This window comes from Megasphaera micronuciformis F0359 (assembly GCF_000165735.1).
GTDB classification, from domain to species: Bacteria; Bacillota; Negativicutes; order Veillonellales; family Megasphaeraceae; genus Megasphaera; species Megasphaera micronuciformis.
In genome coordinates this window covers 433831-448151 of the sequence record NZ_GL538208.1, presented here as the reverse complement: position 1 = coordinate 448151, position 14321 = coordinate 433831, and the positions used below count along the sequence as shown (strand labels likewise).

Here is a 14321-nt window from a genome sequence, read left to right as displayed (position 1 = left end):
AGTTACCCCTTCTTCCGTGATACGGTCAATCCGTCACCGTTTTCAAAAACAGCCGTAAAAAAAAGGCTTTCATCTTCGATAAGCCGTGTAAATTCTCGTAGTTTTCGTATAGCCGTACGGTGCTTATGAGGTAAGTATCCGTTCGTATATATCATATCATGGTAGCGTACATTATCAGCTACAATAACGGCTCCTGTAGTCAACCGCGGAAGCAACAACCTTGTCTGTCGGCCGTACTGACCTTTCGGACCGTCAAGAAATACAAAATCCCAGGGTCCTTCAGCATGTTCAATAAATTCCGTGCCGTCCCCGCAAATGCAATGAATACGGTCCTTATAAGGCGAGCGATTTACATACTCTTGTGCTGTTAAGCTCCGTTCTTTTGATAACTCAACAGTCGTAATCACAGCATCATCGTCAAGGCATTGCGCCGTCAGCAATGTCGAATAGCCTATACAAGTACCTATTTCCAGCACATTTTTAGGCTTAGCCATACGCAATATGCGCTGCAGCAAGGGTATTTCCGAATCTCTCAAAATCGGTAACCCCTGCTGAACGCCGTATTCTTTTATTTCATGAAGTAAATTTATCATTGCATGTATTTCCGGACATTTTTCATATGATCTTCATAGGTCATAGCAAAATAATTATGTCCTTCTTTATCGGCTACAAAATATAAATAGCTCGTCGCAGGAGCATTCAAAACAGCCTCCATACTCTTTATCCCGGGGTTACCGATAGGTCCGGGAGGCAAGCCCTCGTAAACATACGTGTTATACGGCGAATCATACATAATCTCATCAAGAGTATACTCATACTTGTGGTCTCCCGAAGCATAGGAAACGCTGGCATCCGATTGAAGCTTCATATGACGTTTCAGGCGATTTTGAAAAACCGAGGCGATTAAAGGTCTATCCTCATCATACTTCGCTTCCTTTTCCACCAGCGATGCCAAGGTGACAAATTGATAAATAGACAAATTTCCTTCATCGATTTTCTTACGCATAGACGAAGTCAAACGTGTATCGAAATTTTTCAGCATCATCTGTACCAGCTCCTTAGCCGTTACATCGTGATGAGCATAGTACGTGTCGGGAAACAAAAACCCTTCCATAACATACGTAACCTGACGATTCCCCTTCATATAAGGATACAGTAAGGATGCATCGGAGGCGGCCGCTAAAAATTCCTCTTCGGAAATATTGGTCTGTGCCGCAACTACTTTTGCAATTTTGCGAACCGTATATCCTTCGGGGATAACTATCCGATACGAATCGGAAGCACCGCTTGTCAATTTTGTCATGATTTGGTTCATGCTCATATGTGAATCGATTTCGTATTCACCAAGTTTCAGTTTCGATGATTGACCCGTAAGGACCATGGCTACACGAAAAACGGCGGCATTATATATAAGCTCCCGTTCAGACAACTCGTCGGCAATTTCAGTACCCGTCATATCCGCTTTTACTTCAATATAGGCATGTTTTTCAGGCTGCCACACGGTGGGAATAAAGTAAAAGCCCGCCAAAAAAACGACTACTGCCAGAACTGCCGAAATGACCATATAGACTTTACCCTTATTTGATTTACTTTTTCCTTTTGCTTCTACCGCAAGGAGCTGTGAAGCCGTCTTTTTGTCTTTTTCCATGTGCCCTATTATACATGAAAAACCTGTAGAATAAAAGAAATCCACTATTCTACAGGCTTTACAGGTATTTCTATTAAATTATTCAGTTCGACGGTGCCCAAGTTCGATTCCGTGCCGCAAGGGACTGGTTATTCCGATTGGCTTCTTGCGTTTTTACTTCCGTATCATACTTACCTTTAGCTTCATCAACAGCTTGCTTCAGGCGTGCATCCGTAATCGCGTCAAGCTTGCCCTTACCTTCTGTTTTAGCATTTTCATAGGCTTTTTCAGCTGCTTTTACTTGAGCCGATAAGTCTTCAAGTATTTCCTGATCTTTCGTATTCCGAATATCCGATTCAAGATGTACATTCGACTGCTTATGTACATCTACATACACTTCAAAAAGTCGATTCCACGGCAAGGTTACCTCTACAGTCTTGGGATCTACTTCAAGATAGGTCTGGGCATACCTCTGAAGTTCCAACTTGGCAAGACCTTGAAGTTCACCCATTTCAGTAGGATAATAACGGCGCAATCTACCGGCTTCCATCGATTTTTGCATGCGATACAGGTAGTTTCTCACATTGGCTTGATAAGCCCAATTATCGAGATAGTTTGTCGTCAGCATATCTTTATGAGCCGACTCACTCATATATCGTGACAAAATACCTTGAGACAACCCGTAGCCGACGGAATTGCTCGCCGTATTCCAACCGTTATAAGCCGCTACTTTATACATCATTTTATCTTGGTACAAGCCGTATACCAAGGTATTATCCGCACCGTTGGAAAAAGCCATGTCAACGATACTTACGGGAATGTCCGCTTTGACGGCAGATTCTATGTGTCCCAAGAATTCTTTCGTCGAATCCAACATAATCGGGAAATTTTCGAAGCTGTTCGATTCTGTCGTCGATGTCGTCAACGGTGTATTGACAGCCAATAACAAGTCGGGCTTTTCCGAATCGGTTACGGTTCCGCCTATAGCTTCAATATGTTCGGCTATAGTCTTACCGATGGCCTGTCCATCATAACTGGGAACCGTCTTTTCTCCCCCGCCCAGGGGGTAAATAACCGTCACCTTCGGGTGATAATTATTGAAATCATTATTGGCTCGTGTGATCAGTAATAATCCGAGCTGATCAGCTCCCGGGAAGGAACCGAAGGCTGTCTTAGGTACGTCTTTACCGCGCATTTCCAAATACTTGGCCTCCAAAGCCGACTGTGTATGTGCGGAGTTATCGTCATGACCCAAGCTGAAATAGGTAAATATACCGTTTTTCGCATCATCTATAAGTCTATAGTTAACAGCCATATTCTTCTTGCGACGATTATACCAATCCTGCAAATACTCAAGAGGTACACGACTCATAATTGCAAACCAGTCAGACCGTTCTTCAGGCGTTAACGTTCCCGTATCAGCCTTGTTCTGCAAGGCTGCCAACTGGTAAATATCATTGCCCGTCTGCAAATAATAGTCCGGTTCAACACCCTTTCCGCCGGCCCACGGGCTACGCATAACTGTGCTGAAAACATAAATAGGAGTATGGCCGTACTTGCCATGCAGGGATTCCACATTTTTCAGTCGATTCATAATTGTATTCATATCGAGATTATGCTTACGAGAGTCAACAAGGCCGCCGTAAACAAGAGAATCGACGGATAAGACCATGGCATCCGCTTCGGACGCATGTGTTTCTACCCAATTCATTAACTCATCGGGAGAACCGTGAAAGTTGGATCCCGACAAATATTGGCGAGGCGGGGTCAATACAGTATAACCGGCATCTTCTGCGGTCTTTACAGTATATGCATAATCAACAGGACGATCATCCTGCGGTACATACAAAATCGTTTTGGCATATGCCGAGGTCGACAAGCCCATTAAAACCATAGTGCAAAGAACTGCACTGAAAAACTTATTCAGTCGTTTCACAAAATCACTCCTTACTTACAGCCGAATACGTAGTTATTATACCAAAAAACTGTTACCGAACCAATGAATAGTCATGTCAGCTATATTACCGACTCTTGGAGGATTTTTACAACCACTGTCCCCTTCTCTTTCTCTTCACGTGCGGCATATCCAGTTTAGCTTTAATGGCCACGACACGTGACGAAACAGTTGTGAAGAATGAAATGAGTGCCGCCACGTCTACAGGCCAGTCAAAAATCACCAAAACATAAAGCGTAACCGACCCTAAGAGGGCCGCTGTAGCATAAATGTCATGTACCAATACGGATGGCACCTTACCGGCCAGAACATCGCGAATAACACCGCCGCCTACAGCCGTAATTACTCCCAGCATAATAATAAGAACCCACATATCAGGATTAAAATATAACCCCGACAAGGTTCCCGTAATCGTAAAAGAGGCCAGACCGATAGTATCTCCGGCCAAATAAATATAAGCCGAATGATGCATTACCTTGGAGCGAATATTGGCATCAAAGTACCGGATCATAGCCGTCGTCCCCAGCATGGCGGCAATGATTAAGAAGAAATACAGACTGCTCTGCAAGGCTATCGGAGGCGTATGTCCCAACATGAGGTCACGAATAATACCGCCGCCTATAGCCGTAGAAGCGGCGAGCACAAAAATACCGAACAAATCCATCCGCTTGGATACGGCTACCAGAACTCCTGAAACGGCAAAAGCCAAGGTGCCCATAATATCAAATATATACCACCAAATAGACTCCATTCTTTCGTGTAATCCTTTCACCTTTATACATATATTTCTGTAATGTGTGAAACCATTGTCATATATTATACAAAGATTCAACCTCTATGGCAAAAAAGTCGCTTCAGTTATTTAAAATTGCAATACACCTTCAAGTCTTGTAAAATAAAAAAAATACGCTTCGGAGGCAAGAGATGACACAAGACGAGTTTTATATGGGAAAGGCTATTGAAGAAGCGAAAAAAGCGGCGGCTATCGGTGAAATTCCTATCGGCGCCGTCATTATTTATAAGAAAAAAGCCATTGCCCGTGCCCATAATTTAAGAGAGACTCTCCCATCCGCCACCGCCCATGCGGAAATCCTGGCCATTGAAGAAGCCTGCCGAGTCTTAAGCCGCTGGCGTCTGACCGACTGTACACTGTATGTAACTGCCGAACCCTGTCCTATGTGTGCCGGAGCCGTTGTCAACAGCCGTCTCGATCGCATTGTCTACGGTTGTCCCGACCCGAAAGGCGGCGGCACACGCTCACTCTATACGATTGTAGAAGATGAACGCTTGAATCACAGGGCCCAAGTAACAGCCGGAGTCAGAGCGGACGAGTGTGCCGACTTATTAAAGAAGTTCTTTCAAAAACGGCGTGCCGATAATACAAAAACGGTTTCGGAATAAATTCCGAAACCGTTTTTCCGTTTGTAAAAGATTATGCCAGAATCATTTGGCCGAAATAGGTCACTAAGCCTAAGATAATAATACCGCCTATAAAGTACGGTAAGGCCATTTTCATAATTTCACTTTCCTTGCCTTCTACAGCCGCACCGACCGCCCCGATAGCAATGGCGATACTCTGAGGCGAAAGCATCTTACCTACACCGGCACCGGCAGAGTTGCACGCTGCCAACCAAGCGGCACTGGCTCCGGGAATATCCTGAGCTGCCGCCGTCTGCAAAGGTCCGAAAAGAACATTACTGTTCGTACCCGACCCGGTAATAAATGCCCCCAAGGCACCGGCAATGGGTGCAAAGGCGGGGTAAGCCGTTCCCGTCACGCTGACAAGCATTTTTGCAATACTCATAGTCATGCCGCTATAAGCCATAAGCTTAGCTGTAGCGACAACAGTAATAATCGTAAGGAACGTAAACCGAAGGTTGTAAATCGTATCCTTTAACTTACCGAAAATTTCTCCGAACGAAGCGCCCTGATATTTGCCGCCTATAATAGCCGCCAAGAGAATCATAATACCCGGTGTGGCTACCCACATAAAGGTATACGGTTTAGCCCCTGCCCCTGTATAAATAGGAACGGACGTTTTAATTGTGCTGAGAGGCCCGTTAATAAACGGAAAGAGCTTAGACGTAAGAATTAAGAAAACAAAAATCAAAATAAAAATCATAGCCGCTTTAACTCCGGCTCCGGACGAAACGGGTTTCGGTTCAATGTTAAGCGCATATTCGGGATTTTCCGTTTTGAAAATCTTTGCATACAAAACAACAACACCCATAATGATAATAGACGGAACCATTACAGCCAATTCAGGACCGACTGTTGAAGATATAATATATTCAGGAACAAAAAGAGCTAACCCGGACAAGAGGGTCACGCCGAAAACGCCCTTCAGTGCCTTAACGGAACCTCCGACAACGATAACCACGAAGAAGGGGCATAAAATATCAAGTATTCCGAGCTGCAACGTAATATCCGTAGCCAGGCCTACAGGATTCAAATCCGTCAAGCTGGCCAAGGTCGTGGTAGGAATCCCGATAGAACCGAAGGTTGTCGGTACCGTGTTGGCAATAAGGCATGCCAGAATGGATCGTAGCGGATTATATCCCAAACCGACCATAATGCTGGCCGGAATAGCTACGGCCGTACCGAAGCCGGCCATCCCTTCCATGAAGGCTCCGAACCCCCATGCGATTAACAGAGCCAGAATACGGCTATCCTTACTGACAGTCGTAAGCATTTGCTTAATAACGTCCATACTCTTCGTATAAACGGTGAGATTGTAGGCGAAAATAGCCGCTACAATAACCAATAAAATAGGCCATACGGCTAAAGCCACACCTTCCAGAAAGGCCGTAGCCGCATCCGTACCGGGCATGCCGAAGGCCGCCACGGCAACGACTGCCGAAATAATAACGGCAACGGGGCATGCTTTATAACCCGGCAGTTTTAAGAACCCCAATGCCACAATGAGCCAAATAATCGGCAATAACGCTAATAATACCATTCTTACATCTCCTTTTATTAATTCTCACAATGTTATGCGTTATTCACTCATAAGCCATTAAGCGAAAACCAAAATTTAATATTGTTTTATTTCAACACCGCCTTCAATCAGACCGTCTGTTGAAAGTATCCATATCAGGTAAACAATACCCAATCCATATTATAATTCAATAACCTTAATGAATAAAGCATTATACCGATTTCGGTTTGTTAATTTTCAAAGATGATAAAACATCATAACAAAACACCGCAGGACAAAGCCTGCGGTGTTTTTCTAGCCTTCAAGATTTTTTACAAGCAGTTCATTAACCGTTGCCGGATTGGCACGGCCTTTGGTTTCCTTCATAATCTGACCGACCAGGAACCCGATAGCCTTCTTCTTACCCGCCCGATAGTCTTCTACCGATTGCGGATTGGCTGCAATAATCTTTTGTACAATCCCTTCCAACTCGCCGGTATCGCTGATTTGCACCATTCCCTGTTCTTCAACAATAGCCTTGGCCGACTTATGCGAAGTCCACATTTCAGGCAAAACCTTCTTAGCGATTTTACCGGAAATAGTCCCCTTCTTAATCAACTCCAAGAGTTCCGCCAATTGTCGGGGAGAAATAGGCAAGTCCTTAGCGGATACGCCTTCTTCATTCATCTTCTTAGCCATATCGCCTAAAATCCAGTTCGACGCCGTTTTGGCATCGGCACCGGCTGCTACGACGGCTTCAAAATAATCGGCCGTAGCCTTTTCCAAGGTCAACAGGCCCGCATCGTACTCGGGAAGTTCCAACTTTTCAATAAAACGAGCTTGACGTGCATCGGGCATTTCAGGAAGTTCCTTGCGCACTTCTTCAATCCAGTCTTCGGAAATTTCTAAAGGAATTAAATCCGGTTCCGGGAAGTAACGATAATCATTCGATTCTTCTTTTACACGCTGACTGAAGGTGACACCCTTATTTTCGTCCCATCCGCGGGTTTCCTGAACAATCTTACCGCCTTCTTCCAAAATCTGAGCCTGCCGAACGGCTTCATATTCAATCCCCTTTTGTACACCCGTAAGTGAATTGATATTCTTGATTTCCGCCTTAGTCCCGAGCTTTTCTTCACCTACAGGGCGTACGGATATATTCGCATCACAACGCATACTGCCTTCTTCAAGACGGCAGTCGGATACTTCTAAATATTGAATAATAGAACGCAGTTTTTCCAAGTATGCCCGCGCCTCTTCACCGCTTCGGATATCCGGTTCCGAAACAATTTCCAGCAAGGGCACTCCGGTACGGTTATAGTCAACCTGAGAATAATCGGATGTGTTGATAGTCGCACCGCTATGTACGAGCTTACCTGCATCTTCTTCCATGTGAATACGCGTCAAATGAATACGGCGTTGCTGTCCGTTTACTTCAATATCCACATACCCGTTCAGACAAATAGGCATGTCAAACTGCGAGGTCTGGAAGTTCTTCGGCAGGTCGGGATAGTAATAATTCTTCCGATCGAACTTATTGTGCAGAAGAATATCACAATGCAAGGCCAAGCCGACTTTTATGGCAAAGTGAACCACTTCTTTATTCAAGACGGGTAAGCACCCGGGAAGACCTAAACATACCGGGCAAACATGAGTATTCGGGTCGCCGCCAAATTCCGTGCTGCAACCGCAGAAAATTTTCGTCTTTGTTTTTAATTCCGTATGTACTTCCAAACCGATGACGGCTTCGTATTTCATTATACTTCAACCTCCCCCATCGGTAACGGTAACTGTAAATCTGTCCGTTCCCGTTCAAATGTATAGGCTGCTCGCAATAACGTTTCTTCATCCAAAGCTTTACCGATTAGCTGCATCCCTACGGGCAAGCCGTTTTTAAAGCCGCACGGCAGACTGATAGCCGGAAGTCCCGCCAGATTAACCGTAACGGTACAAACGTCGCCTAAATACATGGCTAAAGGATCTTCACTATTCTGACCGATCTTAAAAGCCGTGTCGGGAGCCGTAGGTGTCAAGAGAACGTCACAAGACTCGAAAGCTTTATCATAGTCCTGACGAACCAGGGTTCTCACCTTCATAGCTCGCAAATAATAGGCGTCATAATAGCCGGCACTCAAAACATACGTCCCTAAAAGGATACGTCGTTTTACTTCGGGACCGAATCCTTCGGAACGAGTCTTAATGTACATATCGACAATATCTTTTCCCGGAACTCGCAACCCGAAACCTACGCCGTCATACCGACCCAAATTGGAGCTGGCTTCGGCCGGCGCAATAATGTAGTACGCAGCCAAACCGTACTTCATATTCGGCATTTTAACAGAAACGATGTGAGCACCCAATTTCTTATAGGTTTCAATAGCTTCATCCAATGCCTTGCGGCAATCGGCATCAAGTCCTTCGGCAAAAAATTCTTCGGGAATCCCGATGCGCAGTCCCTTAACGTCGGCAACCAAGGCTTTTCTATAATCCTTTTGAATCTGCGGTACAGACGTGGAGTCCTTCTTGTCATACCCTGCAATACCGTTTAAAACAATGGCGCAGTCTTCTACATCATTTGTAAATGTACCTATTTGGTCAAGAGATGACGAAAAAGCAATCAAGCCGTAACGAGAAACAAGTCCGTATGTAGGCTTTAATCCTATACGACCGCAATAAGCCGCCGGCTGTCGCACAGATCCGCCCGTGTCGGAGCCGAGAGCCCAAACAACTTCACCTGCTGCTACGGCTGCCGCCGAACCGCCCGATGAGCCGCCCGGAACGTAATCTTTATTCCACGGATTGTGCGTAATTTTAAAAGCCGAATTTTCCGTCGAACTGCCCATGGCAAATTCGTCCATATTCGTCTTCCCTAAGGATATGAAATCAAGGTCTTTAAGCTTTTCAATAACCGTAGCATCATAAGGAGATTGATATGATGCCAACATTTTGGACGCACACGTCGCCTGCTGCCCTTTTATGCAAATATTATCTTTAATAGCTCCAGGAATACCTGCCAAATCGGCAATGTCTTCGCCTGCCGCAATTTTTTTATCTACCTGAGCCGCTACAGCCAAAGCCGCTTCCCGACTATCGGAAAGGAAGGCTTGAATGTCGGACTCCGACTTATCTTTTCGGTCAATATATCGCTGTGTCAATTCAACAGCGGATATCTGCCCGTTTACAAGTTTCTTATGTAACTCATGTATCGTATTGACTCCCACAATATCCCTCCTTATTCCTGAATAACTTTCGGCACTTTGAAATATCCGCCTTCGGCTTCCGGCGCATTTCGCAAAGCATCTTCGTTGGGCAGAGATTCCTGAGGTACATCGTCACGCATAACATTACTCATGGACACGGCATGAGCCGTAGGTTCAACCTCGCTGATGTCAGCCTGTTCTATGAGTTCCATGTAAGAGAGAATATCGCTCAACTGCTGTTGAACCGCTTCTACACGATCTTCTTTAATCTCTAACCGAGATAAGAGCGCGATCTTCTTAACTTCTTCCGCACTGACTTTCATACGAACACTCCTTCTTACTGATTATCGTTATTAACGGTTTATTATACCATAATTTTTACTCATTCGGGAACGTTTTATCCCTTTGAATCCAAGCAATAAACTCTTCTTCCGAAATAATGGGGGTCCCCAACGATCGTGCTTTTTCATACTTGCTTCCCGGGTCGGCTCCGGCTACGACTAACGTGGTTTTTCCCGTAACGGATCCCGTACATTTACCGCCTCCGGCAACAACGGCTTCTTCCGCTTCTTTACGAGTCATAGTCTCCAACTTACCCGTAAGAACCACTATTTCACCTCTAAAGGCCGAACCTTTTGTTTGCCGCTTTTGTGCCGTCATATCGACTCCCGCCGCCTCAAGAGCCGCTACAAGTTTACGTGCCTCATCTGTACGTATCCACGTATGAACCGATTCGGCAATACGCGGTCCGATTTCATCAATGTCCGTCAATTCTTCCGTACTTGCTGCCGCCAATGCTTCGACGGAGCCGAAGTGTTCCGCCAAAATACGTGCCGCCTTAGCTCCTACAAAGCGAATTCCCAAAGCAAAGAGAACTCGTGCCAGACCGACCTTTTTACTGTCTTCAACGGCTTTTAAAAGATTATCTGCAGACTTATCTGCAAACCCTTCAAGACTGATCAAATCTTCTTTTTTCAGGTCATATATATCCGATACCCGATGAATCAGGCCCTGCTGCAAGAGCTGTGCCGTAATAGCATCGCCCAAGCCGTCTATATTCATGGCATTGCGCGATACGAAGTGTGCTACCTTCTGGCTCAAGATAGCCGGACATTCGGGATTTACGCAACGAGTTGCCGCTTCACCGTCCGGCCGTACAACTTCATGGCCGCAGCCCGGGCAGTGCGTCGGCATAACAAACACATTTTCCTGTCCCGTTCGCTCTTTCACTACGGGGCCTACAACTTCGGGAATGATTTCTCCCGCTTTTTGAATAATAACCGTATCACCGATGCGAATGTCCTTTTCTTTTATATAATCTTCATTATGTAAGGTAGCTCTCTTTACGGTCGTACCTGCCAGACGCACGGGCGTTAAGTCGGCGGCAGGCGTTAAAACCCCGGTCCGCCCTACTGTAACGGAAATCCCTTCAACCTTAGTTTTAGCTCGCTCAGGCGGAAACTTGTAAGCAATAGCCCAACGGGGAATCTTTACCGTATTTCCCAGCAATTCCTGTTGAGCAAAGGAGTTGACCTTAATAACCATACCATCTGTCGCATACGGAAGCTCATCACGGCGTTCATCCCACGAGTGAATAAAGGTAATAACATCTTCAATGGAGTCGAATACCCTATATTCCTTGTTTACATGAAAACGGAGCTTCTTCAAATCTTCCAGCAACTCTTCCTGACTGTGAATGGTCATTCCCACCGTACCGCCGATGGCATAGGCAAAGAACGACAGGTTGCGCTGTGCCGTGATCTGCGGGTCCAACTGACGTAATGACCCGGCTGCGGCATTGCGAGGGTTGGCAAACGGTTCCAATTCATCTTCACTGCGCTGAATATTCAAAGCGTCAAAAGCCCTGACAGGCATATAAACTTCACCGCGAATTTCAATGTGGGGAGAATGACTGTCAATCTTTAAGGGAATAGTTTTTATCGTTCGCACATTATTGGTTACATCTTCCCCTACTACGCCGTCACCGCGTGTAACGCCGCGTACAAACATGCCGTTTTCATAAATAAGGTTAATCGCCAAGCCGTCGATTTTTAATTCCACTACGTACTGAGGCACTTGTTCTCCCAAATCGGAACGAACACGTCGATCAAATTCGCGCAGTTCATTGTCGTTAAAGACATCTCCAAGACTGAGCATAGGCCTGTCATGCGTATATTTATTAAAGCCCCCTGAAATCTTGTGGCCTACCCGCTGCGTCGGCGAGTCGGCCGTAACCCATTCGGGGTGTGCGCCTTCAATGGTTTCCAACTCACGGTATAACATATCATAGTCATAGTCCGTAATAGTCGGCTTATCCAGCGTATAGTATTGATAACTGTAAAAATCGAGTTTCTCTCTTAGCTCCAAAAGTCTTGCATACGCCTTATCTTGTTCCATACCTTTTGTCCTTCCTACACCTTTTCCAACGGTGCATACTTAACAACGACTTGTCGTATTCCCTTGGACGGAAAAGAGATCTTCATTTGCATGGCGGCGCCTTCACCGATAACATCCAAAACAGTGCCTACTCCCCAAACCTTATGACGCACCTTATCGCCTGCCTGCCAATCCCCATCTACATGATGAGCTTTCGGCAATTGAGAGGTAACAGCCTTAGTCAGAATGGACACGCGTTGTTCCCCCGGCACCTGCCGTTCCCCTCGAGGCATTTCTGCACGCCGTCTGTACTCTTCCATCAATTCTTCCGGAATTTCATTTAAAAAACGACTGGGTAAGTAAGCACTCACGCGACCGTACATAGTGCGAGTCGACGCATTGGTTACATACAAATACTGTTCGGCTCGTGTAATACCCACATAGGCCAAACGACGTTCTTCTTCTATTTGTGCGCTGTCCATTAAAGTACGACTGTGCGGAAACAGTCCTTCATCAAGGCCGGCTAAAAAGACGACGGGAAATTCCAAACCCTTGGCAGCATGCAAAGTCATTAAGGTAACCTTTGAGTCGGAGCCTTCAAACTCGTCAACATCGCTTACAAGGGCTACATTTTCCAAAAAATCCTGTAAATTTCCGTCCGGATTGTCACGCATATATTCTTGAGCCGCATTAATCAGCTGGCCCACATTTTCTTTACGGCTTTCGCCTTGAGGATCCTGAGCCGCTTCTTTATCAAGCATATCCCCGTATCCCGTCTCCTTAACCACTCTTTCTATAAGAGTAGGCACGTCTGTCTTGCTCACTTCTCCTAGAAGAGAAAAAATCAGAGCCGCAAAGTCTTCCAGTGCGGTCTTTACCCGTTTGGTCACAGGCAAGTCTTCCGTCGTCGATAAGGCATCAAACAAGGATATACCGTTTTCTTCCGCATAGTCCGTCAAATGCTCGATAGATGTGGCTCCGATACTACGTTTGGGTACATTTAAAATACGCACTAGGCTGAGGCTGTCCTCAGGATTATAAAGAACTCGTAAATAGGCAATTACATCCTTTATTTCCTTGCGGTCATAGAATTTTGTACCGCCGACCATCGTATACGGAATACCGTATCGCATGAGCTTTTCTTCCAAAACACGCGATTGAGAATTCGTCCGGAATAAAATAGCCATATGCCCGTACGGTTCATTTTCAATAGAATGTCGATTATAAATGACTCCGGCAATATAATCAGCTTCATCGTGTTCCGTCTGTGCGTGATAATGAACGATTTTATGCCCCTGCGGATTTTCCGTCCACAAAGCTTTTTTCAATCTTGCTTCGTTATTATCGATGACGGCATTGGCCGCCTGCAAGACCGTTTTCGTCGACCGATAGTTTTGCTCGAGTTTTACATTCGTTCCGTCCGGATAATCACGCATAAAATCCATAATATTCTGAATATCCGCGCCGCGCCATGCATAAATACTTTGATCCGCATCACCGACAACACAAATATTTCGCCATTTGGCCGCCAATATTTGTGTCAACAAATATTGGGCCTTATTGGTATCCTGATATTCATCGACCAGAATATAGCGGAATCGTTCCTGATACTTCTCCCGAATATCCTGCCGCTCCTGCAATAGTTTGACAGCCAGCAATAACAAGTCGTCAAAATCGACGGCATTATTATCCTTCAGCTTTTTTTCATAAAGCGTATACGCTTCGGAAACTTTCAGTGTATAAAAGTCGTCGGCCGATTTGGCGAACTCATCAGCTCTGAGTAAAGCGTTCTTGGCAGATGATACGGTACCCAAAACGGTACGCGGCGGAAATTGTTTGTCATCCAAATTCAGCTCTTTTAAGCACGACTTCATCAGTGTCACCTGATCTGACGAGTCATATATAGTGAAATTCTTCGTATAGCCTAAAAATCCGTCTATTTCAAAACGCAACAGCTTGGCACAAAAGGAGTGAAACGTACTGAGCCAAATACGTTCAGCTGCTACGCCCACCAGGTTTTGTACACGCTCACGCATTTCTTTGGCTGCCTTATTGGTAAAGGTTATGGCCAAAATACGATACGGATCCGTCCCGATTTCCAACAAGCGGGCAATACGGCACGTAAGCACCTTGGTCTTGCCCGAACCGGCTCCGGCCGTAACCGATAGCGGACCTTCCGTATGCATAACCGCTTCCAGCTGCCGTTCATTCAGTGTGTCATAAATAGGGTTCATAACTGTCCTTTTC

At 45.5% G+C, this 14321-nt stretch carries 11 protein-coding genes; 1 reads left to right on the top strand and 10 read right to left on the bottom strand.

Features of this window, described 5'->3' with window-relative positions; translation table 11 throughout:
• Nucleotides 1–2 precede the first annotated feature (2 nt).
• The 4 genes from HMPREF9429_RS05845 to HMPREF9429_RS05830 form a co-directional block, all read right to left on the bottom strand.
• Complete coding sequence (locus tag HMPREF9429_RS05845; protein WP_006942366.1) at nucleotides 3–593, bottom strand: O-methyltransferase; 591 nt, start codon at nucleotides 591–593, stop codon at nucleotides 3–5.
• Complete coding sequence (gene mltG / locus HMPREF9429_RS05840; RefSeq protein WP_006942365.1) at nucleotides 590–1648, bottom strand: endolytic transglycosylase MltG; 1059 nt, start codon at nucleotides 1646–1648, stop codon at nucleotides 590–592. The genes HMPREF9429_RS05845 and mltG overlap by 4 nt, the downstream gene beginning before the upstream one ends.
• 82 nt (nucleotides 1649–1730) lie before the next feature.
• Nucleotides 1731–3521: a DUF4127 family protein gene (locus tag HMPREF9429_RS05835; RefSeq protein WP_006942364.1), complete on the bottom strand. Its 1791-nt coding sequence runs from the start codon at nucleotides 3519–3521 to the stop codon at nucleotides 1731–1733.
• Nucleotides 3522–3669: 148 nt separating this feature from the next.
• Nucleotides 3670–4332: a trimeric intracellular cation channel family protein gene (locus tag HMPREF9429_RS05830; protein WP_006942363.1), complete on the bottom strand. Its 663-nt coding sequence runs from the start codon at nucleotides 4330–4332 to the stop codon at nucleotides 3670–3672.
• 173 nt (nucleotides 4333–4505) lie between these two features.
• Between HMPREF9429_RS05830 and tadA the strand changes: the two genes are divergently transcribed.
• Nucleotides 4506–4982, top strand: coding sequence for a tRNA adenosine(34) deaminase TadA (gene tadA, locus HMPREF9429_RS05825; protein WP_006942362.1), 477 nt, complete (start codon nucleotides 4506–4508; stop codon nucleotides 4980–4982).
• Nucleotides 4983–5013: 31 nt separating this feature from the next.
• Here tadA and HMPREF9429_RS05820 read toward each other — a convergent pair whose 3' ends face one another.
• The 6 genes from HMPREF9429_RS05820 to pcrA all read right to left on the bottom strand — a co-directional run bounded on the left by HMPREF9429_RS05820 (nucleotide 5014) and on the right by pcrA (nucleotide 14308).
• Entirely contained in the window at nucleotides 5014–6540 is a 1527-nt protein-coding gene (locus HMPREF9429_RS05820) for an L-lactate permease (protein WP_006942361.1), read from the bottom strand.
• Nucleotides 6541–6813: 273 nt separating this feature from the next.
• Nucleotides 6814–8256 carry an Asp-tRNA(Asn)/Glu-tRNA(Gln) amidotransferase subunit GatB gene (gatB, locus tag HMPREF9429_RS05815; protein ID WP_006942360.1) on the bottom strand — a complete coding sequence of 481 codons (1443 nt, stop codon included), beginning with the start codon at nucleotides 8254–8256 and terminating at the stop codon, nucleotides 6814–6816.
• Nucleotides 8256–9719, bottom strand: coding sequence for an Asp-tRNA(Asn)/Glu-tRNA(Gln) amidotransferase subunit GatA (gatA, locus tag HMPREF9429_RS05810; protein WP_006942359.1), 1464 nt, complete (start codon nucleotides 9717–9719; stop codon nucleotides 8256–8258). The genes gatB and gatA overlap by 1 nt, the downstream gene beginning before the upstream one ends.
• An 11-nt stretch (nucleotides 9720–9730) precedes the next feature.
• A complete protein-coding gene (gene gatC, locus HMPREF9429_RS05805) occupies nucleotides 9731–10021 on the bottom strand; it encodes an Asp-tRNA(Asn)/Glu-tRNA(Gln) amidotransferase subunit GatC (RefSeq protein ID WP_006942358.1) in 291 nt (96 codons plus the stop codon).
• Nucleotides 10022–10076: 55 nt separating this feature from the next.
• Nucleotides 10077–12095, bottom strand: coding sequence for an NAD-dependent DNA ligase LigA (ligA, locus tag HMPREF9429_RS05800; protein WP_006942357.1), 2019 nt, complete (start codon nucleotides 12093–12095; stop codon nucleotides 10077–10079).
• 14 nt (nucleotides 12096–12109) lie between these two features.
• The gene (gene pcrA, locus HMPREF9429_RS05795; protein WP_040773966.1) at nucleotides 12110–14308 is read right to left on the bottom strand and encodes a DNA helicase PcrA; all 2199 of its coding nucleotides are present in this window, start codon (nucleotides 14306–14308) and stop codon (nucleotides 12110–12112) included.
• Between the last annotated feature and the right edge of the window lie 13 nt (nucleotides 14309–14321).